This is a genomic window from Variovorax sp. LjRoot175, from assembly GCF_964253805.1.
Classification (GTDB): Bacteria; Pseudomonadota; Gammaproteobacteria; order Burkholderiales; family Burkholderiaceae_C; genus Variovorax.
This window is the reverse complement of the sequence record NZ_CAXURY020000003.1, coordinates 363159-389524: the sequence shown is the minus strand read 5'-3', so window position 1 is coordinate 389524 and position 26366 is coordinate 363159. Positions and strand designations below refer to the sequence as shown.

The window sequence follows — 26366 nt, the reverse complement described above, 5'->3', positions numbered from 1 at the left end:
TCCATTTCCGCATGGCCGGTCGCCGGCCTGGCATCCCCGACCGCAGGCACCGTCTCGTGCGATGGGGAGGTCATCCGTGGGCCGGGACCTCGGCGGGCGATGGTATTCCAGAACCATTCTCTCTTGCCGTGGCTTAGCTGCTTCGACAACGTGCACATGGCCGTGTGCAGCGTGTTTCGTGCCGAGTCTGCTTCCGCGGTCGATCACCGCACCGAAGCGGCGCTTGCGATGGTCGGCCTGGCTCATGCCGCGCACAAGAAGCCTAGCGAGATCTCCGGCGGCATGAAGCAGCGCGTCGGCATCGCCAGAGCGCTGTCCATGGAACCTCAGGTCCTGCTGATGGACGAGCCATTCGGCGCGCTCGACGCGCTCACGCGCGCCAAGTTGCAAGACGAACTGCTCGGCATCGTCGAGAAAACCGAAAGCACCGTCGTCATGGTCACGCACGACGTGGACGAAGCGGTACTCCTTGCGGACCGCATCGTCATGATGACCAACGGTCCCGCGGCACGCATCGGGGAGATCCTGGACGTCCCGATCGAACGCCCGCGCGACCGCGTCAGCCTGGCAACCGACCCCACCTATGCGGAGTGCAGGCGCGCACTGATGGACTTCCTGTACAGACGCCAGGCGCACGTCGAGCAGCCCACCGGCTGAGTTCTTCCGGCCCCGTTCTCCAGCCCGAACCTTCAACTTCGGGTGGAGAACCCTCTTCGCCAGGAAAACGGCCGCTTGCCCCGCAGGCGCCAGCCCATGTGTCAAACGCCACGGCCTAGCGACGGCCATGGCACACCGCCGCTGGCGACGGAACGCAAATTGCTTTCCCGCTCCCATCGTTGTCGTTCAAGCGCAGTGTTCTTCTGTATTGCGCATCACCATACAAACTGATATCTAAGCCACGAGGAGCAACATTGCACACGACCACGCACAAGAAGGCCGCATGACGACCAAGAAGTTACCTCTCACCAATCTCAATTGGGACGATGTGCGCCTGTTCCTGCATATCAACCGCACCGGCAGCCTGTCCCAGGCGGCTAGACAGCTCCACATCGATCACTCCACGGTCAGCCGCCGGCTGTCACAGTTGGAGCTGTGTTTGGGCGGTCCCCTGTTCGAACGTCGCCGCGCCGGACTCAAGCCCACCGAGCTGGCGCATCGTCTCGCCCTCCAGGCCGAGAACATGGAGCGCGCGATCCTGTCGCTGCAGGAGGAACTCGGCGGAACCGACAGAGAGCCGTCGGGCAGCGTGCGCATCGCGATGATGGAGGGGATCGGTACCACATTCGTGGCTCGCCACCTCGCCTCACTGCTGCGCAAGTACGCCAAGCTGCGGGTGGAACTGGTGACTTCCTCTTCGATCGTCAATGTGAGCCGCAGAGAAGCCGACGTCTTCGTCAGCTTTTTCAAACCGATCGGACAAGGATTGGCATGCGAGACAGCGGGCTCGTTCGCGCTGTACCTGTATGCCTCGCCGAGCTATCTCGAGAACCACGGAAAGCCCGCGGATCTGTCCGACCTTCCGAAACATCAGTTCGTGGGATATCTGGACGACCTGATCCAGCTCGACGCCGTACGCTGGCTCGACGAGGTGATCACAAGACCGAACATGAGCTTCCAATCCAACAGCATGCTGGCGCAGATGGCCGCCGCAGCCTCTGGGCTGGGCCTGGTGTTGCTTCCCAAGTTCTCCGTAGTGAAAGAGGACACGCTGGTGCCGGTGCTCGCCGATACGGCAAGGGTGATGCGAACGCTCTGGGTGAGCGTGCACCATGACCTCCAATACTCGTCCCGGATCCGAGCCGTCACTGAATACCTGCAGCGGCTCTTCGAGTCTAAGCAAGAATGGCTCAACGGCCCCCCAGACGTGGAGCCGCGCGGCTAGCCGACGCGCCCGCATCGTGGCCTCGTCTGCGGGCATGCAGAATGCAGCACCGGCAACGGGATCCTCAGGACCGCGCCCGGTTCGTTGCCCGCGGACTTTCCCTCACGTGCATGGACTTAGCCAGTGCGGGCTAGCCCCCTCGCGTGGCGGAAGCCCCGGCGCCGCGAAACAGGCTTTCTCAGCCCACACGCTCGCCGTCGAACCATCGCAGCAGACCGGTTTTCGGGCCGCAATGGATGTACTCGAAGAGCTGATCGCCGGCCGGAAGCACATAGACCTCATGCCAGGTACGCAGCTGATTGTCAGTGCCGTAGCGCTTGTAGCGAGATATCGCGGCTTTGAAGATTGCCGCATGCGTCGCGTGGTTCTCCGCCCAAGCCTCCATGTGGCGTAGCGAAAGAAAATGCCCGAGCGCATGCTCCTCGGGCAGTGGGCGCCCCTGCGCGTCGAACTTGCGTTGCATGCGCAACGAGGCGCAGCCGGTAGGCAACGGTGATTCGCGCAAGTAGCCCATGCCGTTCTCCAGCGGCTGCCTAAGATTCTTCTCGTAGTCGGCCAGTTGCTCCTCGTCCATGCGTCCCCACGTATTGGCTGAGCGGATCACGGCCAGATTGTGAGGCGGGGTGATACGCCAGCGTTCGCCGTATCCAGCACGCCCGGTCGGCTCAACAAGCCCGGAGTCTTCCGGCGCATCCAGCGGATCACGCGCGGCCAGCGGAATGCGGTCGCGCATCGCACCGTAGTAGCCACAGTAAGGGGTCGGATAGATCGCCACCTCGTCGCTCGACATCAGCCCTGCCGGATAGTCCCGCCAGTAGATGCTCTCCTGGCGTTCACGCGGCACGCGCAGTATCTCGCGCCACACGCCCGTCTTGTCGTGCAGACGTTCATTCGAGGCCCACCACGACTGCAGCACGTCGTCGGAGCGCCAGCGTTCGAACCGACGCTCGTCAACCCAGTAGGCCGCGATCACGTGATTACGCAATCCCTGCTCGTCGGTGAATCGAGCGTGATCGAAGGTCGTCGGACCGGCAGCATGCGACAGCGCACTCTGTGCCCATCGAAAGAAGGCGCTTTGCTCGAGCGCTGCATCATCCATACCTTGCACCGCCAGGAAGCCCACGCGCATCTGCATGCAGTCGGGCGGCAGCTGGAAGGACCAGCGCTGCACTTGGGGAACGAAGCCCTCGCGCTTGCGCAAGGGAAATCGGCGATCTGAGGGCCCGTAGGCTTCTGCCGGTGCTTTCTCGGTGATCCTTGCTGTCATATGGTCTTCTTCAGTAGTTCGCCATCGGTCGGGCCCGACCCCGGGGCATGAAGCGGGGGACGTGGCTGGCGACAGATGGCGCGTGGTTGTAGGATGAATTTGGGCGCTGCTGACGAGGTCGGCTTTCCCTTGGTGCGACAAGCCCGTTCAGTAGTTGGACCCGCAGTCCTGCGAGCACCCCGGAATGTGGCAGAGGGCGGCGACGCCCCGAAGCACGCTTAGTAGAGTTCGATGACGAGGACTGCCTGCGGTGCCCATCAACCGCCAGGAGGTTCTCATGCAAGTGCTTTACACGCGCTGTGCGGGCCTGGACGTGCACAAGGACACCATCGTGGCCTGCGTGCGATGCGTCTCGCCGCCCATGCATCAGGAGGTGCGCAGCTTCGGCACCACGACTGCCCAGTTGCTCGAACTGGCCGATTGGCTGGCCGAGCACGACTGCACCCACGTGGCGATGGAGGCCACCGGCGTGTACTGGAAGCCGGTGTGGCACGTGCTGGAGGCTGAGTTCGAGTTGGTGCTGGCCAATGCGGCGCATATTCGAAACGTGCCTGGTCGCAAGACCGACGTCAACGACGCGATGTGGATTGCCGATCTGCTCGCGCACGGCTTGATCCGCTCCAGCTTCGTGCCGCCGCAGGCCATCCAGCAGCTGCGCGACCTCACCCGCACCCGCAAGCAACTCGTGCGCGAGGTCTCTCAGCACTCGCTGCGCATTCAAAAGGTGTTGGAGGACGCCAATCTCAAGCTGGGCAGTGTCCTGTCGGATGTGCTGGGCAAGAGCGGGCGCGCCATGCTCGATGCCATCGTCGCCGGCCAGAGCGATCCGGCGCATCTGGCCGCGCTGGCCCAGGGCAGCGCGCGCAACAAGAGCGCTGAGCTGCGCGAGGCGCTGCGCGGACGCATCACCGAGCACCATCGCACGATGCTGCGGCTGCACCTGCAGGTGATCGATGCCCTGCAACGCACGTTGGCCGAACTGGATGCGGCCGTGGGAAAAGCGCTGGCGCCGATCCGGCAGCGCGCCCGCCTGCTCACGACGATGCCGGGGGTCAGTGACCTGACGGCCAGCGTCGTAGTGGCGGAGATCGGCGTAGACATGTCGCGCTTCCCCAGTGCCGGCCATCTGATCTCCTGGGCAGGCCTGTGTCCGCGCAGCGACGAGAGCGCCGGCAAGCGTCGCTCCACCCGCGTGCGCAAGAGCGGCACCTGGATCAAGACCACCCTGGTGACCGCCGCCTGGGCCGCGGTGCGCGTGAAGACCAGCTACCTGCGAGCGCAGTTCCTGCGTATCAAGGCACGCCGCGGAGCCAAGAAGGCCATCCTCGCTGTGGCCGCCTCGATGCTCACCGCCGCGTACCACATGCTTCGCGACGGCACCGAGTACAACGACTTGGGCAGCGAACACTTCGACCGCCAGGATCGAACCAAGACCATCCGTCGCCTCATGAAACGACTTCAAGACCTCGGCTGCGATGTTCCTGTGCTGGCTCATACGGGGTAGCGCTTCTTAGTAGTGTGAATCAGTGCCCTACGCCAAGCAGCCTCTTCTGCAATGCAGCATCGCTCGAGAATGCGGAGGTTGTTCCGCTGTAGCGCACGTGTCCTTTCTCAAGCACAACGACCCGGTCAGACACTGCCAGGCAGAATGCGAGGCTCTGCTCGGCCAGCACCAGGGTCAGCCCAGACCGCTTGAGTTCCCGGATCTGGTCGCGCAGCCGCTGCACGACGATCGGGGCGATTCCTTCCGACGGCTCGTCGAGCAGCAGGAGGCGGGGGGATGTCATTAGCGATCGTGCAATGGTCAGCATCTGCTGCTGTCCACCCGACAGCAGCCCACCCTTGCGAGTCGCGAACTCCTGAAGCTCGGGAAAGAGCGCATATACGCGTGACAGCGTCCATTCTCCGCGCGCGTCCGCAACTCGCAGATTCTCCTCGACGGTCAGATCAGCAAAGATGCGTCGGTCCTCTGGGACGAGGCTGATGCCCAGCCTGGCAACCTCGAAGCCCGATGCTCGGCCAAGGTCGCGACCGCGGAAGCGCACGCTGCCACCGAGGCGGCGTGTCAGGCCGAGCACGCTGCGCATCGTGGTCGTCTTGCCCATCCCGTTACGGCCGAGCAGGCAGACGCATTCACCGTCAAAGACATTGAATGCAATGTCAAAGAGAATTTGGCTAGAGCCATAGCCAGCCTTCAGCGCAAGAACTTCGAGGATTGGTTCCATGGTCGGATAGGTTCGGAGGAGGCCTGGTGGTCACTGCAGTGCCGACGCCTCGAGCGCATCGCTCTGGCCGAGATAGACAGCCTGCACCCTCGCATCGGTACGGATCTGCGCCGCTGGCCCACTGGCGATCAAGCGCCCCTTGTCCAGCACCACGATCACGTCGGCAATCTCGAACACCACATCGATGTCATGCTCAGTGAACAGGAGCGTGATGCCGCGCTGGCGAACCTCGTCGACGATGGCTGCGACGGCTGTCCGTGTCTCCACCGGCGACATTCCTGCCAAAGGCTCGTCCAGCAACAGCACCTTGGGCGTCTGGGCGACGGCCATGGCCAGCTCGAGCTGCTTCTGATCGCCGTGCGACATGGTCTTGGCCTGCAGATCCAACGCGTCGCCGAGCTCGAAGCGCGACGCGAGCGCCTGGACGTCCGACTCGAAGAAAGCAGTTGCCGCGCGCCAGAACGACCAGACGTGACGTCCCTGGCACAACAGCGCGGTCCGAAGGTTCTCCCGCACGCTCATTTCACCGAACACACTGGTGCGCTGGAAAGTCCTGCCGAACCCGCTTCGTACCCGCGCCTCCGGTGACAGCGTGGTGATATCGCGGCCCCGAAGTCGGATTGCCCCGCTGCTGGGCACAAGCTTGCCCGTGATGAGGTTGAACAAGGTCGACTTCCCAGCACCGTTCGGGCCAATGACCGCCGTGATCTTGCCTTCGGGGATGGCAAAACCCACATCGCTCAGTGCCTTGAATCCGCTGAAGGTCTTGCTCAGGCCCTCGATCTCGATCAGCACGCTCATTGAGGCCTCCGGAGATCGGCTTCAAGATCGGTCACGGATTGGCCGGCTTTGCGTGCACCCTTGCGCTTGGTTAGCTCGAACAATCGCTGCAGACCGCCCGCAAGCCCGCCGGGCGCGAAGAGGATCAGCGCACCAAGCATCACACCGGTCACTGCGGACCAGTACTCGGTGACGGCGGTAGCCTCCTGATTGATGAACAGCAGCGTGGCGGCTCCGAGCACCGGTCCGAGCAACTGATTCATGCCGCCCAGAACGACCATGTTCAGCGCCTCGGCACCCTTGGTCCAGAACAGATAGTCGGGAAACAGTCCCCGGGTATGGAAAGCGAACAGCGCGCCAGCGAGTCCCGCCAGCGCACCGGCGATCACGAAGGCCACCAGCTGCACCCTCGGCACCGAGGTACCCAGGAACTGCACCCGCTCCGGGTTGAGCTTCGCCGCATTGAGCAGGGTGCCAAATGGAGAGCGCGCCAGGCGATACAACAAGTACAGGACGGCGCACAGCAGCACGAGGCAGATCCAGTAGAACCAGCGCTGATTGGTCCACCCCAGCAGGTTCTCGAACTGCGGCATCGGCAAGCCATTGATCCCCTGATCACCGCCAGTGAGGTCGTTCCATCGGAAGGCCACCGCCCACACCAGCTGACTGAATGCGAGTGTCAACATCGCAAAATAGACCTTCGATCGCCGCACGCACAGCATGCCGAACAGCAACGCGAAGAGTGCCGCCAAGCCCATGCCGATCAAGGTGGCCGGAACGAGCCCGATGCCCCAGCGCATGGCGGCGAGCCCCGCGCCATAGGCGCCGAGGCCGAAGTAGGCGGCATGGCCGAACGACACCATGCCGCCAAAGCCGACCAGGAGATTCAGACTGACGGCGAACAATGCCCAGATCGCCACCTCGGCACCAAAGTTCAACCAGAGGCGGGAGCCGAAGATGCCGATACCGAGCGCCAAAGGAAACAGGATCAGCGCGAGCGTGGCTTCAGTATGACTCTTCATGATGCACCTATCTGCGGGAGCACTAGCCAATCCGCCGACCGAGCAGGCCCTGCGGGCGCAAGGTGAGGGTGATCACCATGAGGGCTGCGACAACGAACAAAGCAAGCTGAGGGAAGAAGTACACGGTGAATGAGTAGACGACGCCGTAGACGAGCGAACCCACAAGCGTGCCGGCCAGTGAGCCAAGCCCGCCGATCACCACGATGATGAACAGTACGATGATGATCTCGGAGTCCATGCCTGGAACCACCGACACCAGCGGCGCCATCAGCGCACCCGACAAGCCGGCGAGGAAGGCCCCCAGCGCGAAGACGCCGGTCTGAATCCAGCGCACGTTCTTGCCGAGCATCAGCAGCATTTCTCGATCCTGCGACGCAGCGCGGATCAGCTCCCCGATGCGGGTGCGGTGCAGCAGGAACCACAGACCGAGCACAATGGCGAATCCCACGCCAATGAGCAGCAGGTTGTAGTGGGAAAGCGTCGCACCAGCGAGTTCGAAGGATCCGGACAGCATCGCCGGTCGCATCACGGATTGCTGGTTGACTCCCCACACCATCCGGACGCAGTCGGCCAGCACCAGGACCAGCGAATAGGTGAAGAGCAGCTGAAACAGCTCCTCCTTGCCGTACAGACGTGAGATGAGCCAGCGTTCCAGAGCTGCACCGATCACCCCCACCGCGACTGATGCGATGAACAGCGCGGCCACGAAGCCGACGCCCGACGCGCCAAGCAGCCGCGCCAGCGAGGCGAGCAGGAAAGCGCCCAGCATGAACAGACTGCCATGAGCGAAGTTGAGAATCCCCATCACACCGAAGATGAGCGACAGGCCTGAGGCCGTGACGAACAGCGTCATGGCCGTCGTCAGTCCACTGACCAGCTGTGCCGGAACAAAAGAGAGGTCCATGGCCGCGCTCCCGAATCCGACTGACTAGTCCATCAGGCCGCCGACGGCGATGCTGCGGATGTTGGTGAGAACCGGGGTCTCCGAGCCGGCGACCTTGGCCGCTTGGCCCCATAGATGCGCCCGATCGGCCTGCTGATCCTTGGCGCGCATCGTGATCGGCCCTTGCGGCGAAGCGATGGTCAATCCCTTCATCGCCGCTGAAACCTTCACGGCATCGACCGAGTTGGCCTTCTTGATCGCCTCGACCAAGAACTGCATGGAGATATAGCCCTGGATGACCCATGAAGAAGGAACGGCCTGCTTGGTGACTTCGCGCACGCGCGAGAGGTACGCCTTGTGCGCCGGCGATGACTCCCAGTTGTCGGCGTCGTAGGTGTTACCCCAGATCCCCAGCGGATATTCGTCGCGCAGCGCTTTCAACATCTCCACGGAGCCCGCCTCACCGACGGCTACCAGACGCGGCCCGAGCTGCTTGAAGTAGCCAAGCGCGCTGGCCTGCTTGACGAAAGCGTCGAAGTTGCCGCAACAGATTACCGAGAACACTGCCTCCGGCTTCGCCGCAAGCTGTGCGGTGACGAAGGCCGTGTAGTCGGACTCATTGAGCTTGGGCCATTGTTGGTCCACGATTTGCACATCGGGCACCAGCTTGCGCAGATGCGTGGCAAAGGCCGTCACCGCGTCACGGCCATAGGCAAAGTCCGGCGCGATTGTCGCGATTCGCTTGACCTTCATCGAGGCGACGATCTCCGCCGCCACCCGGCCCTCGGTGGTCGTGTTTCCGGAAGTGCGGAAGATGTAGGGATGCAGTTGATCTGGCGCGGTCAGGCGGTCGGTCTTGGGCCCCGGAACGATCGTGACGATCTCGTTCTCTTTTGCGACCTGCGAGATCGCCGTTCCCTCGGCCGAAGTGAAGGTGCCGACGAGAAAATCCACCTTGTCGCGCAGGATCAGCTCCCGGGCCACCCGCACGGCTTCTTCCGGGCGGGACTTCGTGTCGCGCGGCACCAGTTCAATCTTGCGGCCAAGCACGCCGCCACTGGCGTTCACCTGATCTGCATACAGGCGCGCGCCATCCAGAATCGGGGCGCCGAACTGGGCGCCCGCCCCGGAAAGGATCATTGGGACGCCGATCTTGATAGGTTGGGCCGAGACTTGCGCTGTAGCAGCGAACAGCACGCCTGCTACCAAGAACAGAAACCTCACAGATTTCGCGAGCATGTCTTCTCCAGCGTCTTCGCCGAATGCCACAATGGAGAGGCCCATCCTCTCCGCATCAGCAATCGAGCGCGGCGTCGCAGTATGTTGGCCCGCACAGGCTGCACGCAATGTGAATCTGCGCAATGACACTTGCAGCAAACGGCCAAGCGATACAGCGCCAGTTCAGAGCGCGAGTGCGCCTACTTGGACCTTGCGCTTCGGTCCGGGCCCGATCTGATGACGCCCGACGATCGAGGTCAATCAGGACCTCGACACACTCACGGGCGAGTCCCGCCACCCGCTTTCACCTCCGGTTGTTTCGCGCCCGGCAAGACGTCAGATCGATCATTCGCAAGCGCTCCCCAAGGGAAGCGAGGCGGACTATCTACTCGGACCCGAGGGTGGCCGGCAGATCGAAGGTGCGGCGGAGTCCTTGTCAATTGCTCGTCTCGCGCCCGGGGGATTGATAGGCGCGCCCTCCCCGCAGCACTTGCGGCGCTCTGGAGGCAAGTTCCTCAGCGCGGGTATGTGAACGTCACGTTCAAGAATTCGACGTCAGCCGAGCTGAGGTCGACCGACCACCTGCATGTTCGTCGCAGGCAGCATCATGCCAGCCACCGCAGAGATCGCCGACACTCCGGCCATGATCGCGATCGAATGCCAGCTACCTGTCGTGCCTGGAAGATAGGTCCCGATGATGGGCGCCGTAGCACTAAGGCGCACGACGGATCGCCCCATCGCCGGGTGACTTCAGACAGGGAGCCCTGCACCATGGAACGTCCGGCCTGCTCAAGCTCTTCGATGGTGCGCAGCATCTGAAGCCCCCTCCCTGCAACGGCGGCGACTGGTAAGCGCAAGGCGACGCCCTGTGGCCCTGACACCAGTGCCGATCGCTGGCTCGTTGCATTTGGAGGCAAGTTCAGCGAGGTTGCGCGAAACGGCAGTCGTTGGAGGCGCGCCGGCAAGCCAGGTGCTCTCAAGCAGCACGTTGTTGGCGACAGGTCCGCAAAGGCCGTTCCCTCCACCACGCAGGACGGCCTGCAATCTTCGAAATGGGACCGCTAGCCGCGGCGCTGCGGTGAGGGTGCCGCCGCGGTTCTTGTCGGGCAGGCTGAGGGAAGTTCGTCAAACTTGGATGTTGCCCGGTTAAAGGGGCGGAGCCTGCGTGTCGGCCTATACCGCCGCTGTATAGCTCTGCCATGAATCGCCATTGGCGCTATTGGGCGTCGGCTCCTAGACTCGCAGCGACAGCACATCCCCACTTCCCTGCGCGCATGACCACCATCTTCAACCCGCCTTCCTGCCGGCGTGTCGGCAGCGACGACCAGCACTACTTCTTCGGGTACTACAACAAGTCCAACTGGGACCGCGAAAACAAACTAGTGCTCGCGCTTCAAGTCCCGTGGGCCGACCGCGAGCTCACGCCCGATCTGGTGGCCGGCGTTGGCTACTTCAACACGCAAGACGGGGACCGTTTCGTGCGCGTCGCCGAAACAGGCGCTTGGAACTGGCAGATGGGCGCGCAGCTCCAGTGGCTCGACAACGCCCCGGGGCAGAAAATCATCTACAACGTGCGCACCGCCGCGACAGGGACTCGCTACCCCGGTTTCGGCAGCGAAATCTGCGACATCCTGACCGGTGAAAAACGCAGCCTGCCCATGCCTGTGTACGTCACAGCGCCCAACAGCAAGTGGGCCCTGTGCGTCAACTATCGGCGCCTTTGGGTCACGCACCAGACAATCGGCTATAGCGCCGATCAAGACGCCCCTCCGGAGGACGATCTGGCGAAGCATCCGACCGACGACGGCATCTACCGCATGGATTTGGCCACCGGCGCTGCCGAACTCGTTGTGAGCTATCAAGCACTTCGTGACTTTCACGCACGCCAGTCAATGGAGAAAGCACTGCACTGGGTAAGCCATATCGAGATCAATCCAGCGTCAAGCCGCATCCTGTTTTTGCATCGGTGGACCGAACGCGTGGCCGATGAAACCTGCTTCCTGCACCGGCTCATTACCATGAATCCGGACGGCTCCGACCTGCGGCTGCTCGAGTGTTCGGACCATCCACTGCCCCAACTGGCCGATGACTTCGACCCGAGCGCCGTCGGCACCTTCGACTATGAAAAATCGGAGTACCAGATCTCGCATCCGCTTTGGCAGGACAACACGCACATCGTCGTGTGGGGTCCGCACCTGGGCGAAATTCACTACCACCTATACACCGACGCGCCCGACGGCGACGTGCAGGTGATCGGCAAGGACGTGCTGACCGAGAATGGCCACATGAGCTTCTCGCCGGTGAGCACGCGATGGCTGCTGAGCGACACATACCCGGACGCCCGCACCCACCAGCGCGATCTATTTGTCTACGATATGCAGACCGGCCAGCGGGTCGATATTGGGCGCTTCTACACCAGCCCCGATCTGAGCAAGGAGAACCGCTGCGATTTGCATCCGCGCTGGAGCCGGGACGGCCGTCAGGTGTGCATCGACTCGATACACGATGGCGAACGCCGGATCTACATCCTCGACCCCGGACTACCCCGCTAAAGCAGGCGCGAGACGGTTTACGCCGTCCCGCTGAGACAAGACCTCCGGCGCGCGACGGCGAGCCGGAGGTCTCGTTTCTTACGCTGCCAAGGCAATCACTTCGACCGCGATTCTTGCACCCTGCACGGGCAGTGGCGATGCCTTGACTACCGAGCGCGCCGGCGCCGTTTGGAAGTGCGCGCGCCACACGTCATCGAAGATGGCAAAGTCGTTAAGGTCGGTCAGGAAGACCTGCGCCTTGGCAACGCGTGCGAGGTCGCTGCCGACCTTGCGCAGCGCTGCGTCCAGGCGGGCCAGTACCCATTCGGTCTGCAGCTGGATGGACGATGCATAGTGCGGGTATGCGGCATGCACCACGCACTCCGGTGGCATCTCGCCGCTGTCGAAGCCCGGGAAGATGCCGGCAGAAAACACCAACTCGCCGCAGCCGATGGCCTCGGGGCCTCGCGAGCCAATCTCCGGCGGCAGTCGCAGTGCATCGCCGGTATACGCGGTGAGGTCGATCTCAATGATCGTCCCTGTCACAAGCAGTGAGCCGATCCCCGTCACCGCGAGCGCGGGTTTACGCGGGAAGGTCTCGCGCCAGGCGCGAAGGAAGTCGTGTTCGTTGCTGGTGTCGAGCAAGAGCGCCTGCCCCTTGACGACTTCCGTGGGCTTGGCGCCGGCGGCGGCCAGCGAGCGCGCCATGTTCTGCAGGGTATAGATGGTCTGTTTGGCGAGGTCGACCTGCCCATCCGGTCCTGCGGCCTCGGGTGGCACACCGGCCACGGCATTGTGTGCCAGTTGACCCGAGGTGAACACAAAGTCGCCCGCTCGCATCGCTTCGACTTTCTTGGTCAGCGGACGGGGCGCATCGGAGACTGCGGGCCGCATCGGAAGGTCGGCATCAGATGCGACGGCGATCAGCGCGATCTCCAGTCGCGCGCCGGGAATCAGCAGCCCAGCGGCGCCGACGGTGGTGCGTGTCGGCGGATTGGGAAAATAGCGCTTCCACACGCGATCGAAACCGGGAAAGTCCGTGCTGTCGAGCAGGAACACATGGGCCTTGATCACACGGTCCAGCGAGCTGCCGGCTTGCTGTAACGTTTTCGAGAGCGTGCGCAAGATGTAGTCGGTCTGGAGTTCGGCCGCCGAATCGAAATACGGAAACTGCGCATCGATGCCGGCTTCGGGTGCGATCGCATGAACCCAGTCGGTGGCCAGCACGGCCGAGGTGAAAACGAAAGCGCCGGCCCGCACGGCTTCGGTTTGCCAGATGGGGGCCGGAGATTCGTGGCTGCGGGTGTGCGCAAAGTTGCGGCTTTGAGGGAAGTTCATTCAGGATTCCTTGAGTTGAGGGAGAGAGGCAATTCGTTCGATCCAGTGCGCGGCTTCAAGCAGCTGCCGGTCGCCATGCCGCGCACCGACGAGTTGGACGGACAGGGGCAGTCCCAATGGCCCCCGGGCTACGGGAAGCGAAAGACAAGGTAGCCCGAGCAACGACCAACTCAGATTGAAAGTCGCGTCGCCGGTCGATGCGAGTCCGGCTGGCGCCTCACCTGGAGTGGCAAGCGTCAGCAGCACATCGTGATCGGCCATCAAGGCCTCGATCGTGACGGCCAAGTCGAGGCTGGCGGCCTTTGCGCGCACGTAGCTTTCGTCGTCAACATGCCGACCGCGCTCGATCTCCGACAGCAGCGTCGGGCCGAGCTCGCCGGCTTGGGCGCTGCATTGCTCGGGCAGCAGCGATCGGCCCATTTCGTAGCGGGAAACAGTGCGATGCCAGTCGAGGGACAGCTCGAATCCACCCGGCCATCCGGGGCTGCGGACCATGGCCCCAGCGCGGCTGCATCGAGCGGCCACCTGGTCCAGCACCGCCATCGCAGCGGGGTCGGCCCGGTCCGCGAACGGACCGTGGAAAACGCCGATGCGGGGCGCGGGCCCCGCAGATGACAGCGGGGTCGATTCGTCACGTCCTCGCAGCACGTCGAAGAACAGCGCGACATCAGACACGCAGGTCGCGAAGGCGCCGACAGTGTCGAGCGACCACGAATAGCCTTTGGTCCCCGCGGGAGAGAGGGCACCAAATGTCGGTTTGAAGCCGACCACGCCACAGAATGCGGCCGGACGAATGATCGACCCGCCGGTCTGGGTGCCTGTGGCCAGCAGAATCTGGCCGTCAGCAACAGCGGCCGCCGAACCGGCCGAAGAACCTCCGGGCGTGTGCAGTTTGTTGTGCGGATTCGTCGTCGCACAGGGGCGCGTCGCACCGAACTCCACGGTGGCCGTCTTGCCGAGAATTACTGCGCCCGCCGCACGCGCCAAGGCCACGCATGCGGCGTCCATGAACGGACGATGACCCGCATAGGCGGGCGACCCATACGCAGTTGGCAGCGCCTGTGTGTCCGACAAATCCTTGATGCCGATCGGAAGACCATGCAACAGCCCGCAGCGAGTCTGGCGATCACGCTGGCGCGCTTCCTTCATTGCTTCGTCCACACCGAGGCAGGCCCATGCATGGAGGTCCTCTTCTCGCGCCATCGCTCTTTCAAGGCTGGCACGCACCATCTGCTCGGAAGTCCATCGGCCGGACGTGATGCCGCGCACGCAGTCCGTGGCAGTGGAGGCAAAGGCGTCGGCGGCTGAGGCGTTGGGCATGCGGACAAGTCTAGAAATTCAGACATATATCCACAAATGATTTATTGCCACACCTCTATTCAGCTTTCACATACATTCGGGCGCATCACCATCCCACCGGAGTTGCCATGGGCCGCCCCTTGAATTCCCGCCAGATCGAAGCCTTTCGCGCCGTCATGCTCAGCGGCACCACCACGGCCGCCGCGCAGATCTTGCACACCACACAGCCAGCGATCAGCCGCACGCTGGCCCAACTGCAGTCGGCCAGTGGCATCCGGCTGTTCGAGATCCAGCGCGGCCGGTTGTTGCCGACGCCAGAAGCGAAGGAGCTGTTCGACGCAGTGCAGCGGCACTTTCTCGGCCTCGAAAAGGTGGAGCAAACGATCGCGTCGTTGAAGCACACGGGCGTCGGGCTGCTGCGTATTGCATGCACGCCAGTTCTGGGCCTCGCCGTACTGCCTTCCGTGGTGCACGGCTTCAAGCTCGACTACCCCGGCACGCACATCACGCTGCACACCATCGGCACGCACCTCATGCGCGACGGCCTGCTAAGCGGCATGTACGACATTGCGCTGTCGACCAGCGACATCAGCACGATCGGCCTGGATCCCGTGCTGATGCACCAGGACCGGTCGGTGTGCGTCATGCACAGGAAGCATCCGCTGGCAGGCAAGCCCAGCGTGCACGTGCGCGATCTGCAGCACTACCCTTTGCTAGCCCACCATGCGGATGACGCGCAACACCAGATGCTCCAGCAGGCCATGACAAGGCACGGGGTCGTACCCCCGTCGATCGTCGAGACCAACTATTCGGCCACGATCTGCAGGCTCGCGGCCGAAGGCGTGGGCATCGGCCTTGTGAGCACCTACGCGGCATCGGTCTTCGCGGACCTGGTGCATGCCGTCCCCTTCACGCCGGGAATCGTGGTCCAGACGCACATGGCTTACGCACCCAACTTGGCGCCGTCGAAGCTCACGACGGAATTCGTGGCGCGCCTGGAGGCCTATTTCAAGACCCTGAAGAGCTGAGGCGCACGAGGCGGAGCGGCTTGATCTGGCTCATACCAAATTCACATAGGCACCCCGCGATAGATCATTTGTGCGCATTCGTTTCCACTCCTACACTTTCGCCGAAATAGGAGCCCCGACGCATGGTTGTTGATCTTTCGCATGTGTTTCACGACCGAATGCCCGGCGTTCGCTTCAAGAACGACGCTGGCGAGCCGATGGAGCTGACCGCCCGAATGCGGCCTTTCATGACCCATTCGCAGTCGTGCGCGCACTACGAAGGAAAGGCGTCCTTCGAGATTACCGACGTTGCGTTCCAGACCTCAGTGGGAACCAAGATGGACGCGCCGCGCCATCGCTTCGAGGGCGCCGCAGACATCGCCTCCATCGCACTCGACCGATTGATCCTCGACGGCATCGTCATCGACGCCCGCCATGCAGGACCGGAACAGGAGCTAGGCCTGGGCGACCTTCGGATTCCCAGCGATATCGCGGGCAAGGCGGTGCTGTTCAACTTCGGCTGGGACCGTCATTGGGGAAGCGAAACATACCGCGCGCACCCGTTCGTCTCACGCGAGGTGCTGACACGACTTTGCGACGCAAACATCGCATTGTTCGGGGTGGACTGCTCGAACGCCGACTCGACCAAGGATCCGGAGCGCCCGGCGCACACTTGGTTCCTCAAAAAAGAGATCCTTATCGTGGAGAACCTGACCCGCCTCGAAAGCCTGCACGGCAGGTCGTTTGACTTCTTCTCCATTCCGCTGAAGGCGCGCGATGCGGCCGCCTTCCCGGTCCGGGCTTTCGCGCAGCTGCATCCGCCGATGGAGCTCGCGTCCGATCCTCGATAAAAGGAATAGTCGCATGTCCAAGTTATTTGTATCGCTTTGCCTGTGGGCCGGATCTCTCGGAAGTGTCCACGCGCAGGAGATCAAACCGCCGGCGCAGCTCGTCACGCCGGGCCGGCTGACCTATGCGGTGGCCGGCACTTTCGCGCCCTTCGCGTTCATGAAAGACGGGACCCTCACCGGCTTTGACATCGACATGGGCGCCGAGATCGCGAAGCGCATGGGTCTTGCCGTCCAACCCCTGAGCATCGAGTTCAAGGGCGTCATTCCCGCACTGCAAGGCGGCCGCGTGGACTTCATCAACGCCGCGATGTACATGAACGAGGCGCGCGCCAAAGAGGTGGACTTCATTCCCTACTTGCGCATAGGCACCGAGGTCGTCGTTGCGAAAGAGAACGTGAAGAAGATCACCGGCCGCGACGACTCGTTGTGCGGCAAGCGGGTGGCAGTCACGCTCGGCGGCATCCAGGAGACGTATGCGCGCGGCGATGACGCTCGCTGCAGGGCCGCGGGCAAGGATGGCGTCATCGTCATGACCTTTCCCACGGCGCAGGACTCGCTCTTGACGGTGCGGCAAGGCCGGGCAGACGCACTGTTCGACTCGACCCCCGGTGCGATCAAGGCCATGAGCGAACTGCCCGACGTGTACGTTCGCGTCGGCAGCACCTTCGAAGCGAACACGCGCCTTGGGTATGCAGTGCGCAAGGGCGATCAGGCCATGCGGCAGGCGGTGGAGGACGCACTCAAAGCCGGGGTGCAAGACGGCACCTACAAGCGCCTTGTCGTGAAGTGGGGCTTCCCCGCAACGATGTCCATCTTCGAATAGGCAACGCGATGACGCTGTCGCCCGAGCTTGTCCTCCAGTATGTCTTCTCGATTCCCTTCGCCAAGGGCGCCGGGGTGACACTGTTACTCACCGTGGCGTCGCTCATCTGCGGTTTGGTCATCGGGATGATGCTGGCGCTGGCGCAGGACTCACGCCTTCGACTCTTCCGCGGCAGCACCATCGTCTACCTATGGCTGTTTCGCGGCACACCGGTGCTGTTCCAGATCATTTTTATCTTCAACGTGCTGCCGACCTTAGGCGTCACGCTGACCGGCTTTGCCAGCGCCGTGCTAGCACTCTCGCTCAATGAGGGTGCCTACATGGCCGAGGTGGTGCGCTCCGGCCTTCTCGCAGTGAAGAGTGGCCAGCGCACTGCGGGACTTTCGCTCGGCATGCGCGATTGGGAAGTGATGCGTCACGTCGTGATTCCGCAGGCCCTGAAGGTGATCCTGCCGCCGCTGGGCAACCAGATGATCGGCATGCTGAAGCTCAGTGCGTTAGTGTCGGTGATTGCTGTCGAAGAGCTGCTGTTGATTGCCAATCAAACCGCAAGCGCCAACTTCAAGTACTTCGAGGCGCTGACCGCCGCAGGCATCTATTACCTCGCGATGACAACCGTCTTTATGGGCATACAGGCCCTGACCGAACGTGCCGTCAATCCTCGTGCGCGACGCACCGCGGCCTCCTCTTCGCTGACGCAACGCCTGCTCGGTATCACCGCGACCCGTACCCCCATCCGGTAAGAGCATCATGTCTTCATCCCTCAGTCGCGACGATCTACTCTGCATGACGGGCATCCAGAAATACTATGGTGAACACCATGCGGTGCGGAACTGCTCCTTGACAGTCGCCCCTGGCAAGACGGTCGTGATCGTCGGCCCCTCGGGCTCCGGAAAATCCACGCTCCTGCGTTGCATCAACCTGCTGGAAACCATCAACGAAGGCTCAATCATCTTCAACGGCCAGGAGGTCGGCCGTGATCGCTCAAAGGCGTACCTGACCCGCAGACAGATGGGCATGGTGTTCCAGAACTTCGAGTTGTTCCCACACCTGAGCGTACTGGAAAACATCATGCTCGCGCCGGTGCGCATCCTTCGCGCGGATGCAAGCCGGACCCGCCGCGAAGCGTTCGAGCTGCTGGAGAAGGTCCGCATTCCTGACAAGGCGCATGCGTACCCCGACGATTTGTCCGGCGGCCAGCAACAGCGCGTGGCCATTGCTCGTGCGCTGGCCATGAAACCCCGCCTCATGCTGTACGACGAGCCGACATCCGCGCTTGATCCAGAGATGATCAAGGAAGTGCTCGATGTCATGGCGGACCTCAGCGAAGGCGGCATGACGAGCGTCGTTGTCACGCACGAGATGGGATTCGCAAAACGAGTCGCAGACCAGATCATCTTCATGGACGCTGGAGAGATCGTCGAGAACACCGCGGTGGACGTTTTCTTTTCGGGCGATATCACGCCGCGAGCCCAACGCTTTCTGCAGCAGATCGTTCATTGACGAGGTCCGCGGTCCTCGGGAGCACGCGTTCAGGGAACGCCCGATGGGCGCCTTAGGTCGTTTGACCTTCCATCGGGCTGCCATCTTCCAGCTGCCAAAAAGGGAACTCTCCAGCGGGCTCTGCCACGACAGCGCCCCGCTGTTCGCGCTGGAGGCGTTGGCACCGAGGTCGTCCGCCTCATTCATTGCGGCGGCTTGAATCAGACGATGTTCGCCGAGCCGCTGTTAGCGGTAGGTCCTGCTGGCCGGAGAACCTGTACCCGAAGCCAGCAAGGCTGGGCACATCATCAGGCTGCTCCGGCGGTGTGATCGAGCGGTTCGCCCCTGCCGGTCATCTCAGATGAGCAAAGCTTTTGCACCCCATCTTCCTCGCGAGCGCCTGCGCAGGTTCAGCGTCGGAACATGATGCTCGAGGAACCTCATCGCTCGACACCACCAGCTGAACGCCAGCTCCCAACGTGCCAGAGTCCTTCCAATGGAAATCGCTGCCGCTGGATATCTATACGCCCGGTCCCGCCGCCCTGACAGAGGACTGACCGACGAAGCACGGTGTCGACATGCCTGGGTAGCTGGGCTATCGGGATGAGCTGGCATTGCCCAGCCGACCTATATCAATATGGGATAGAGATGTGCCGACGTTCTATTGTTGTTCACAACCTGGAGAACATAGACTTTGCAGATGCTCCAGCGTCGTCAGCCTCCAGGCACAACCCTTCCGCAGCCGTCACGCGACTACGCCGCGATCGCCAGCGCGATGTTGTCATGAGCGCCTACTGGTCCACCGGCGTCGACCTGCCGAACCTACAGCAACCTGCCCTCGCCCGGTTGACCGACTTTGTCACGCCGCTAGCGCACGTCTTCTTCTTACGCCACATGGCTATGCCGGAGATCGACAGGGCGACCTGGCGACTTGCCGTCGGCGGGCTGGTCCAGTATGAGTTGTCGCTCTCGCTTGCCGATCTCGAAGCCATGCCGCAGACCGAGGTCTGTGCAGTTCATGAGTGCGCGGGGCACCCGTTGCACCCTACGGTGCCGGTGCGCCGTGTGGCGAACGTTGTCTGGCGCGGTGTGCGTTTGTCCGAAGTGCTGAAGCAGGCGTGCGTATCGCCTGCCGCGCGTTTCGTCTGGTCCTACGGCGCAGATGGAGGCGACTACCACGGCATCGATATTCCCGCCTATGTCAAAGACATGCCAGTTTCGGAGCTGCATGGCGGCGAGGCGATGCTCGCCACGCACATGAACTCAGAGCCACTCAGTGACAAACATGGTGGACCGGTGCGCCTGGTCGTGCCTGGCTTCTACGGAACGAACTCAACCAAATGGCTGGTACGACTCGCGTTAAGCGACACGAGATCTCCGGGTTATTTCACGACAGTCATGTACAACGACCGCGTCGTCAAAGACGGCATTGAGCAGCTTTCTCCCGTCTGGAGGGTGGCACCTCACGCGGTGATGGTTCAGCCATCTGAGCACGCACGACTAACCTCCGGCAGTCAGAAGATCGTCGGTTGGGCATGGGGCGCTGATGCAATCACGCGCGTCGAGGTCAGCACCGACGAAGGCACAAGGTGGGCAGACGCACAACTTGACGCGCGCAATGACCATGCATGGCAGCGATTCGAGTTCGAGTGGTCGCCGCCATCTTCGGGTACCTACCAGCTGCGTTGCCGTGCGTTTGACAGTACCGGCCTCGGTCAGCCCGAACATGGTGTGCGCAATGCAGTTTTCTCCATCTCCGTCACCGTCGAATAGTCGACATTTACCGCGCTCCATCCCCGAGGATTTCAGAATGAAGAAACAACTATTGGCCGTCGCACTCGCCGCGATGACAACGGCCTGCGTGTTTGCACAGACAGACAACACAGTCGCCAAAGTCAAAGCTTCGGGCACCATTACCCTGGGCGTGCGCGAGTCGTCGGGCGCCCTTTCGTACATGATCGGCGACGGCAAGTACGCAGGCTTTCATGTGGACGTTTGCCAGCGCGTCATCTCGAACCTGGAGCGCACGCTTGGCACGAAGGTCGATGTTCGTTATCAGCCAGTGACCTCGCAGAATCGCATCCCGCTCGTGCTGAACGGCACGGTAGACATTGAGTGCGGCTCGACCACCAACAATCTCGCACGCCAGAAGGACGTCGCCTTTGCGCTCACCACCTATGTCGAAGAGGTGCGCGTCGCAGTCAAGGCCAACTCCGGCATTGACTCGCTCACGCAACTGGCGGGCAAGGTGATCGTCACCACAACAGGCACGACGTCCGTTCAACTACTTCGCAAGCACAACCGCACAGCGGAACTCAAGTTCAAGGACGTGTTATCCGGCAAAGATATGGCGGACAGCTTCCTGCTGCTGGAGTCAGGCCGTGCGGATGCCTTCGTGATGGACAGCCAGGTGCTGGCCGGCAATATTGCCACCTCGAGAAGTCCGGCCGACTACCGGATCGTCGGCGAGCCGATCAGCATCGAGCCGATCGCGATCATGCTACGCAAGGACGATCCAGCATTCAAGAAGGTGGTCGATGACACCATTCGCGAACTGATCAAGACAGGAGAGCTGGCCAAGATGTATGACCGCTGGTTCGTGCAGCCCATTCCACCGAAAAACATCAAGCTGAACGTCCCTGCCAGTGCAGCAACAAAGGCCGCATGGGCCGATCCCAACGACAAGCCGCTGGAATCGTATGTGTGCAACCCGCCTTCGTGCCTGCCGCCAGCGCCAGGCCGGTGACTCCGCGGCGTCTGCGCTTATGCAGTGAAGCGCTAAGACTGAGAAGTCGCCCTTCCGGCGAATAGATCGCCGGCCTGCCCGCCAAGATGTCCCTGTTCGCCGATGCCGAAGTGGCGATGCTGGTGCAGAAGGCCACGCGCTACGGCAAGCGCATGGCTGCGCACGCCCTGTCCCGCGAATCGGTGCAGTGCGTGCGCCACGACATCGAAATGGTCTCCCACGCCAGTTTTGCCGTGCCGAGGGCCTTGGACATGCTCGAAGCTACAAGGACAGGCATTTCGTCGCACCCCGGCATCGGTTGGTTGATCCGCACTACCGACAATGCCGCCGAATACGGAATCATCGAGGCTGCGGCCACGCGGCTGGGCTACAAGCGCGGATATTGCGTCGGCCTTGCTGCGCGAAACGCACGAGCGCGGGATCCGCATCCTCCCGGGCGGCGACTTTGGCTATGCGTGGATGCCGCACGGCACCAACGCCAACGCCCTGCAGTACTTTGTCGACTCCATTGGCATGAGGCCCAAGGAGGCCTTGCTAGCCCGGCGGTCCGCCGCATTCTGCCCTGCTCGCCGCTCTTGCCAGCGCCCTGCTTTGCGCTGCCGGTGGACTATGCCCCCGCCTATCGCTCTCTCCTCCTGGCGTATGGCTCAAGGTCCCCTGCGGCACGGATGGCGGTGGAGGAGGCTCTGGGTCAGTCTCGCCGCGCCGTCGTGAGGCTCGCGGCTGGCTCCGCCCTGTCAAGACGAGTTCAAACTAGCTGCACAAGCTCCAAGGTAAGTTGAAAACCGACCTCAGAGTTACGATTGGCTTCCACCCGCAGGCCGCCCATGCTCCTCCGCGTCGACGAAGAGATCACCTTCCGCAAGCTCGAGATCCTCCTAGCCTTCATGGAGACCGGCAATCTCGCCCGCGCGGCAGAAAAGCTCGAGATCAGCGCCGTCAGCGTGCACCGCGCCTTGCATTCGCTGGAAACTGGGCTGCGCTGCGCGCTGTTCCGGCACGAAGGCCGCAACCTGCACCCGACTGAAGCCGCTCATGCGCTGGCGGAGGTGGCACGCGAGGTGCTTCGCACGATGTCCGCGGGCATCCGCGCTACGCGAGAAGTCGCCGGCTACTCGGCCGATCGGATCCGCATCGGCTCTCTTTATTCTCTGACGAGTCGCACGGTGCCGCAGCTGATCATGGGAATGAAACTGCGCAAGCCGGAACTGCACACCGAGCTCGTCCTCGGGTCCAATGCCGACCTGCTGCAGAAGCTTCGGGAAGGCGCGATCGATGCCGCACTCATGGCGATCCCCGAAGATGCTTCCGACGTCGAATCGGAGCCGCTGTTCCAGGATGACATCCAGTTCGCCGCACCAGTGGACTCTCCTTATTCATCGCAGAAGGAGATCGACCTGAGCGCCTGCGCCGGCGAGCGCTTCGTGAGCCTGAGTGAAGGCTTCGTCACCTACAGCGGTTTTATGGAGTCGTTTCGTGTGGCCGGCTTCACACCGAACGTGGTGATGAAGACCGGCGACATCTTCTCCCTGATGAACCTGGTCAGCGGTGGCGTCGGCTACACGCTGTTGCCAGGCCGTGTGCGCGGCGCCATGCCCCAGAAGGTGCAGTTGATCCCGTTGCAGCCCAGGTACCTGATGCGCCAGACCATCGCGCTCAACTTCCTGCGCACGCGCGAACGCGATCCCAACCTGCTCGCGTTGCTGTCAGTGTGCCGCCTGGCGAAAGCGGAACTCGGCTGAACGGGAGCCATCGACTGGGCTCGGGTTAACCCTCGATCGTTTCAATTCGCGTAAGGATCGACGCGACAGCTTCATTGATCGTCCTGGAGGGGGTGCGTACCTTACGCACCCAGATGCACAGCCCGATGCGTCGAACCCCAAAACCCCCGGAGACGCATTGATGACTTCTCATTGGATCTCGATCTACGCACTGGTGGGCATGTTCGTGCTCGCCACTGTGCTGCCGATCAACATGGGCGTGATCGCCTTCGTCGGCGCGTTCCTGGTCGGCACGCTGGTGGCCGGCATGAACGCCAAGGCGATCATGGGCGGCTTTCCCGCCGACCTGTTTCTCACCCTGGTCGGCATCACCTACCTGTTCGCGCTGGCGCAGAACAACGGCACCATCGACTGGCTGGTCAAGCTGGCGGTGCGCGCGGTGCGCGGGCGCATCGCCGCCATTCCGTGGATCATGTTCTTCATCGCCGCGCTGCTCACGGCGGTGGGAGCGGTCAGCCCCGCGGCGGTGGCCATCATCGCGCCGATCGCGCTGGGCTTTGCCGCCAAGTACGGCATCAATCCCCTGCTGATGGGGTTGATGGTCGTGCACGGCGCGCAAGGCGGCGGCTTTTCGCCGATCAGCATCTACGGCGGCATCACCAACAAGATCGTTGCCAAGGCCGGCCTGCCGCTCAACGAGATCGCGACGATGCTGGCGAGCCTCGGCGTCAACCTGTGCGTGTCGCTGCTGCTGTTCTTCCTCATGGGCGGCATGAAACTGCTGCGCCAGAAGGCCGACGTGACCGGCGCAGTGCCGGCAACGCGCCGCACGGCGCATGCACAGGGCGGAGCGCAAGTGTTCGGCGGCGCGGAGGCCGAATCGTTCGCGGAAGAGCGGCGCGTCGCGACTGCGGCTGGCGAGTCGCTCATGGACGCGGCGCCGGCGGTCCCGGCCGACCAGGGTTCACGCCTCTACCAGATCGTCACCGTGCTGGGCCTGCTGGCGCTGGCCGTGCTGACCCTGTTCTTCAAGCAGGACATCGGCTTCGTCTCGATCACCATCGGCCTCTTGCTGACGCTGATGGCGCCCAACCTGCAGAAGCGTGCCCTGGGCCAGGTGTCATGGCCCGAGATCATGCTGATCGTGGGTGTCAGCACCTACGTGGGCGTGATGGACAAGATGGGCACCATCGATTTCGTGGGCCATAGCGTGGCGGGTCTCACCTCCCCCATGGTGGCCGCGTTGCTGTTGTGCTTCGTCGGTGCCGTGGTCTCGGCCTTCGCCTCGTCGACCGCGGTGCTCGGCTCGCTGATCCCGCTGGCGGTGCCGTTCCTGCAGGGCGACACTGGCGTCAGCGCAATCGGCTTCATCGCGGCGATGGCCGTGTCCTCGACCATCGTCGACGTCAGTCCGTTCTCGACCAATGGCGCGCTGGTACTCGCCAACGCCAAGGGCGTGGACCGCGACGTGTTCTTCCGGCAGCTGATGGTGTACGGCGCCATCGTGACTCTCGTGGCCCCCGTGGTGGTGTGGCTGCTCTTCGTGGTGCTGTGAGGCGCCGCCTTGTTTCGACTGAACTTCATCCCCTTCATCCTCCTCAACCTCCCATGAATTCCAGTTCCTGGACCTCCAAGGCCGACGACCGCAACGCCCGCCTGGCGCGCGCAGCCAACGCCCTCGGGAATCGGCTCGCCGGCAAGCGCGTCGATACCGAGGCCATCGCCATCCTGCTCGAGTCGGTGCTCTCGCCCAGGGACCGTGTCTGCCTCGAAGGCAACAACCAGAAGCAAGCCGACTTCCTGGCGCGCGCGCTGGTCCAGATCGATCCGGCGAAGGTGCATGGCTTGCACATGGTGCAGTCGGTGCTGGCGCTGCCCGAGCACCTGGACATCTTCGAGAACGGCGTGGCCGCCCGGCTGGACTTCAGCTTCTCGGGGCCGCAGGGCGCGCGCCTGGCCAAGCTGGTGTCGGCCGGCCGGATCGAGATCGGCGCGATCCACACCTACCTCGAGCTCTTCGCGCGCTACTTCGTCGACCTGACGCCCAAGGTCGCGCTGGTCGCGGCGCAGGCGGCCGACGCCGAAGGCAATCTCTACACCGGCCCCAACACCGAAGACACGCCGGCCATCGTCGAGGCCACGGCGTTCTCGGGCGGCATCGTGATCGCCCAGGTCAACGAACTGGTCGACGGCAAGAGCACAACGCTGCCACGCATCGACATCCCGGCCGACTGGGTGAGCTTCGTCGTGAAGGCGCCTCGCCCCAATTTCATCGAGCCGCTGTTCACGCGCGACCCCGCGCAGATCAGCGAGGTCCAGATCCTGATGGCGATGATGGCGATCAAGGGCATCTATGCCGAGTACGGCGTGCAGCGCCTGAACCACGGCATCGGCTTCGACACCGCGGCCATCGAGCTGCTGCTGCCGACCTATGCCGAGTCGCTCGGCCTCAAGGGCAAGATCGGCAAGCACTGGGCACTGAACCCGCATCCGGCACTGATCCCGGCGATCGAGGCGGGCTGGGTCGAGTCGGTGCATTCCTTCGGCTCCGAGCTGGGCATGGAGGACTACATTCGAGCGCGCTCCGATGTGTTCTTCACCGGGCCCGACGGCAGCCTGCGCAGCAACCGGGCGTTCTGCCAGGCGGCCGGCCACTATGCCTGCGACATGTTCATCGGCTCGACCTTGCAGATCGATCTCGACGGCAACAGCTCCACCGCGACGCTGGGCCGCATCGCCGGCTTCGGCGGTGCGCCCAACATGGGCGCCGATGCGCGCGGTCGGCGCCATGCGAGCCCCGCCTGGCTCAAGGCCGGGCGCGAGGCGCGTGCCGGGCGCAGCGGCGCGGCCGGCACGCCGCGCGGCCAGAAGCTGGTCGTGCAGATGGTCGAGACCTTTCGCGAGCACATGCAGCCGGCCTTCGTTGAAAAGCTCGACGCCTGGACGCTGCAGGAGCAGGCCGGCATGGCGCTGCCGCCGATCATGATCTACGGCGACGACGTCTCGCACATCCTCACCGAGGAAGGCATCGCCAACCTGCTGCTGTGCCGCAGCGACGCGGAGCGCGAGCAAGCCATCCGCGGCGTGGCCGGCTACACCGCAGTGGGCCTGGCGCGCGACCGGCGCGCAGTCGAGAACCTGCGCGACCGCGGCGTGATCCGCCGGCCGCAGGATCTGGGCATCGACCCCCGCCAGGCCACGCGCAACCTGCTGGCCGCACGCAGCATGCGCGACCTGGTGCGCGCCTCGGGCGGGTTGTACCAGCCACCCAAGCGCTTCAGAAACTGGTAG

At 63.2% G+C, this 26366-nt stretch carries 21 protein-coding genes and 1 pseudogene; 14 read left to right on the top strand and 8 right to left on the bottom strand.

Annotated features, from left to right (window positions below; all coding sequences use genetic code 11):
* Positions 1 to 18: 18 nt before the first annotated feature.
* Positions 19 to 657 (top strand): annotated as a pseudogene (locus tag ACSQ89_RS39685) (ABC transporter ATP-binding protein); the annotation flags it as partial.
* 283 nt (positions 658 to 940) lie between these two features.
* Complete coding sequence (locus ACSQ89_RS39680; protein WP_436297617.1) at positions 941 to 1882, top strand: LysR family transcriptional regulator; 942 nt, start codon at positions 941 to 943, stop codon at positions 1880 to 1882.
* 178 nt (positions 1883 to 2060) lie between these two features.
* Here the strand turns inward: ACSQ89_RS39680 and ACSQ89_RS39675 are convergent, their stop codons facing one another.
* A complete protein-coding gene (locus tag ACSQ89_RS39675) occupies positions 2061 to 3149 on the bottom strand; it encodes a phenylacetaldoxime dehydratase family protein (protein WP_436297616.1) in 1089 nt (362 codons plus the stop codon).
* A gap of 277 nt (positions 3150 to 3426) precedes the next feature.
* On the opposite strand from ACSQ89_RS39675, the gene ACSQ89_RS39670 reads away from it, so the two are divergent.
* Positions 3427 to 4653, top strand: a complete 1227-nt coding sequence (locus ACSQ89_RS39670) for an IS110 family transposase (protein ID WP_436297615.1) — start codon at positions 3427 to 3429, stop codon at positions 4651 to 4653.
* A 19-nt stretch (positions 4654 to 4672) separates the two neighbouring features.
* Here ACSQ89_RS39670 and ACSQ89_RS39665 read toward each other — a convergent pair whose 3' ends face one another.
* The 5 genes from ACSQ89_RS39665 to ACSQ89_RS39645 are packed head-to-tail and all read right to left on the bottom strand — an operon-like array spanning position 4673 to position 9298.
* Positions 4673 to 5374 carry an ABC transporter ATP-binding protein gene (locus tag ACSQ89_RS39665; RefSeq protein ID WP_436297614.1) on the bottom strand — a complete coding sequence of 234 codons (702 nt, stop codon included), beginning with the start codon at positions 5372 to 5374 and terminating at the stop codon, positions 4673 to 4675.
* Between the two features lie 30 nt (positions 5375 to 5404).
* Positions 5405 to 6175 (bottom strand): ABC transporter ATP-binding protein, encoded by a 771-nt coding sequence (locus ACSQ89_RS39660; protein ID WP_436297613.1) that lies wholly within the window; start codon positions 6173 to 6175, stop codon positions 5405 to 5407.
* Complete coding sequence (locus ACSQ89_RS39655) at positions 6172 to 7176, bottom strand: branched-chain amino acid ABC transporter permease (protein WP_436297612.1); 1005 nt, start codon at positions 7174 to 7176, stop codon at positions 6172 to 6174. The genes ACSQ89_RS39660 and ACSQ89_RS39655 overlap by 4 nt, the downstream gene beginning before the upstream one ends.
* Positions 7177 to 7198: 22 nt before the next feature.
* Positions 7199 to 8080 carry a branched-chain amino acid ABC transporter permease gene (locus ACSQ89_RS39650; RefSeq protein ID WP_436297611.1) on the bottom strand — a complete coding sequence of 294 codons (882 nt, stop codon included), beginning with the start codon at positions 8078 to 8080 and terminating at the stop codon, positions 7199 to 7201.
* A 24-nt stretch (positions 8081 to 8104) separates the two neighbouring features.
* Complete coding sequence (locus tag ACSQ89_RS39645; RefSeq protein ID WP_436297610.1) at positions 8105 to 9298, bottom strand: ABC transporter substrate-binding protein; 1194 nt, start codon at positions 9296 to 9298, stop codon at positions 8105 to 8107.
* 1253 nt (positions 9299 to 10551) lie between these two features.
* Here ACSQ89_RS39645 and ACSQ89_RS39640 point away from each other — a divergent pair.
* Positions 10552 to 11829, top strand: a complete 1278-nt coding sequence (locus tag ACSQ89_RS39640; protein ID WP_436297609.1) for a hypothetical protein — start codon at positions 10552 to 10554, stop codon at positions 11827 to 11829.
* Between the two features lie 78 nt (positions 11830 to 11907).
* On the opposite strand, the gene ACSQ89_RS39635 is transcribed toward ACSQ89_RS39640, so the two are convergent.
* Both ACSQ89_RS39635 and ACSQ89_RS39630 read right to left on the bottom strand, forming a co-directional pair.
* A complete protein-coding gene (locus tag ACSQ89_RS39635) occupies positions 11908 to 13035 on the bottom strand; it encodes a RidA family protein (RefSeq protein WP_436297608.1) in 1128 nt (375 codons plus the stop codon).
* 111 nt (positions 13036 to 13146) lie between these two features.
* On the bottom strand, positions 13147 to 14466 hold the full coding sequence (locus ACSQ89_RS39630) for an amidase (protein ID WP_436297607.1): 1320 nt from the start codon (positions 14464 to 14466) through the stop codon (positions 13147 to 13149).
* A 107-nt stretch (positions 14467 to 14573) separates the two neighbouring features.
* Between ACSQ89_RS39630 and ACSQ89_RS39625 the strand changes: the two genes are divergently transcribed.
* The 10 genes from ACSQ89_RS39625 to mdcA all read left to right on the top strand — a co-directional run bounded on the left by ACSQ89_RS39625 (position 14574) and on the right by mdcA (position 26366).
* Positions 14574 to 15473 (top strand): LysR family transcriptional regulator, encoded by a 900-nt coding sequence (locus ACSQ89_RS39625; protein WP_436297606.1) that lies wholly within the window; start codon positions 14574 to 14576, stop codon positions 15471 to 15473.
* A 122-nt stretch (positions 15474 to 15595) separates the two neighbouring features.
* Positions 15596 to 16303 carry a cyclase family protein gene (locus tag ACSQ89_RS39620; protein ID WP_436297605.1) on the top strand — a complete coding sequence of 236 codons (708 nt, stop codon included), beginning with the start codon at positions 15596 to 15598 and terminating at the stop codon, positions 16301 to 16303.
* A gap of 13 nt (positions 16304 to 16316) precedes the next feature.
* Positions 16317 to 17126, top strand: coding sequence for an ABC transporter substrate-binding protein (locus ACSQ89_RS39615; RefSeq protein ID WP_436297604.1), 810 nt, complete (start codon positions 16317 to 16319; stop codon positions 17124 to 17126).
* Between the two features lie 8 nt (positions 17127 to 17134).
* Positions 17135 to 17869: an amino acid ABC transporter permease gene (locus ACSQ89_RS39610; protein ID WP_436297603.1), complete on the top strand. Its 735-nt coding sequence runs from the start codon at positions 17135 to 17137 to the stop codon at positions 17867 to 17869.
* Between the two features lie 7 nt (positions 17870 to 17876).
* Positions 17877 to 18629, top strand: coding sequence for an amino acid ABC transporter ATP-binding protein (locus tag ACSQ89_RS39605; RefSeq protein ID WP_436297602.1), 753 nt, complete (start codon positions 17877 to 17879; stop codon positions 18627 to 18629).
* 762 nt (positions 18630 to 19391) lie between these two features.
* Positions 19392 to 20381 (top strand): molybdopterin-dependent oxidoreductase, encoded by a 990-nt coding sequence (locus ACSQ89_RS39600; RefSeq protein ID WP_436297601.1) that lies wholly within the window; start codon positions 19392 to 19394, stop codon positions 20379 to 20381.
* Positions 20382 to 20418: 37 nt separating this feature from the next.
* Complete coding sequence (locus ACSQ89_RS39595) at positions 20419 to 21354, top strand: transporter substrate-binding domain-containing protein (protein WP_436297600.1); 936 nt, start codon at positions 20419 to 20421, stop codon at positions 21352 to 21354.
* Between the two features lie 827 nt (positions 21355 to 22181).
* The gene (locus ACSQ89_RS39590; RefSeq protein WP_436297599.1) at positions 22182 to 23096 is read left to right on the top strand and encodes a LysR family transcriptional regulator; all 915 of its coding nucleotides are present in this window, start codon (positions 22182 to 22184) and stop codon (positions 23094 to 23096) included.
* A 160-nt stretch (positions 23097 to 23256) separates the two neighbouring features.
* Entirely contained in the window at positions 23257 to 24630 is a 1374-nt protein-coding gene (locus ACSQ89_RS39585) for an SLC13 family permease (RefSeq protein ID WP_436297598.1), read from the top strand.
* Between the two features lie 53 nt (positions 24631 to 24683).
* The gene (mdcA, locus tag ACSQ89_RS39580; protein WP_436297597.1) at positions 24684 to 26366 is read left to right on the top strand and encodes a malonate decarboxylase subunit alpha; all 1683 of its coding nucleotides are present in this window, start codon (positions 24684 to 24686) and stop codon (positions 26364 to 26366) included.

Coding starts and splice junctions, on each gene's coding strand:
- ACSQ89_RS39665 (WP_436297614.1), bottom strand. CDS start 5,374: ATGGAACCAATCCTCGAAGTTCTTGCGCTGAAGGCTGGCTATGGCTCT.
- ACSQ89_RS39650 (WP_436297611.1), bottom strand. CDS start 8,080: ATGGACCTCTCTTTTGTTCCGGCACAGCTGGTCAGTGGACTGACGACG.
- ACSQ89_RS39640 (WP_436297609.1), top strand. CDS start 10,552: ATGACCACCATCTTCAACCCGCCTTCCTGCCGGCGTGTCGGCAGCGAC.
- ACSQ89_RS39590 (WP_436297599.1), top strand. CDS start 22,182: ATGCTCCTCCGCGTCGACGAAGAGATCACCTTCCGCAAGCTCGAGATC.
- ACSQ89_RS39680 (WP_436297617.1), top strand. CDS start 941: ATGACGACCAAGAAGTTACCTCTCACCAATCTCAATTGGGACGATGTG.
- ACSQ89_RS39595 (WP_436297600.1), top strand. CDS start 20,419: ATGAAGAAACAACTATTGGCCGTCGCACTCGCCGCGATGACAACGGCC.
- ACSQ89_RS39620 (WP_436297605.1), top strand. CDS start 15,596: ATGGTTGTTGATCTTTCGCATGTGTTTCACGACCGAATGCCCGGCGTT.
- ACSQ89_RS39645 (WP_436297610.1), bottom strand. CDS start 9,298: ATGCTCGCGAAATCTGTGAGGTTTCTGTTCTTGGTAGCAGGCGTGCTG.
- ACSQ89_RS39630 (WP_436297607.1), bottom strand. CDS start 14,466: ATGCCCAACGCCTCAGCCGCCGACGCCTTTGCCTCCACTGCCACGGAC.
- ACSQ89_RS39660 (WP_436297613.1), bottom strand. CDS start 6,175: ATGAGCGTGCTGATCGAGATCGAGGGCCTGAGCAAGACCTTCAGCGGA.
- ACSQ89_RS39605 (WP_436297602.1), top strand. CDS start 17,877: ATGTCTTCATCCCTCAGTCGCGACGATCTACTCTGCATGACGGGCATC.
- ACSQ89_RS39610 (WP_436297603.1), top strand. CDS start 17,135: ATGACGCTGTCGCCCGAGCTTGTCCTCCAGTATGTCTTCTCGATTCCC.
- ACSQ89_RS39670 (WP_436297615.1), top strand. CDS start 3,427: ATGCAAGTGCTTTACACGCGCTGTGCGGGCCTGGACGTGCACAAGGAC.
- ACSQ89_RS39625 (WP_436297606.1), top strand. CDS start 14,574: ATGGGCCGCCCCTTGAATTCCCGCCAGATCGAAGCCTTTCGCGCCGTC.
- ACSQ89_RS39600 (WP_436297601.1), top strand. CDS start 19,392: ATGAGCGCCTACTGGTCCACCGGCGTCGACCTGCCGAACCTACAGCAA.
- ACSQ89_RS39675 (WP_436297616.1), bottom strand. CDS start 3,149: ATGACAGCAAGGATCACCGAGAAAGCACCGGCAGAAGCCTACGGGCCC.
- mdcA (WP_436297597.1), top strand. CDS start 24,684: ATGAATTCCAGTTCCTGGACCTCCAAGGCCGACGACCGCAACGCCCGC.
- ACSQ89_RS39615 (WP_436297604.1), top strand. CDS start 16,317: ATGTCCAAGTTATTTGTATCGCTTTGCCTGTGGGCCGGATCTCTCGGA.
- ACSQ89_RS39655 (WP_436297612.1), bottom strand. CDS start 7,176: ATGAAGAGTCATACTGAAGCCACGCTCGCGCTGATCCTGTTTCCTTTG.
- ACSQ89_RS39585 (WP_436297598.1), top strand. CDS start 23,257: ATGACTTCTCATTGGATCTCGATCTACGCACTGGTGGGCATGTTCGTG.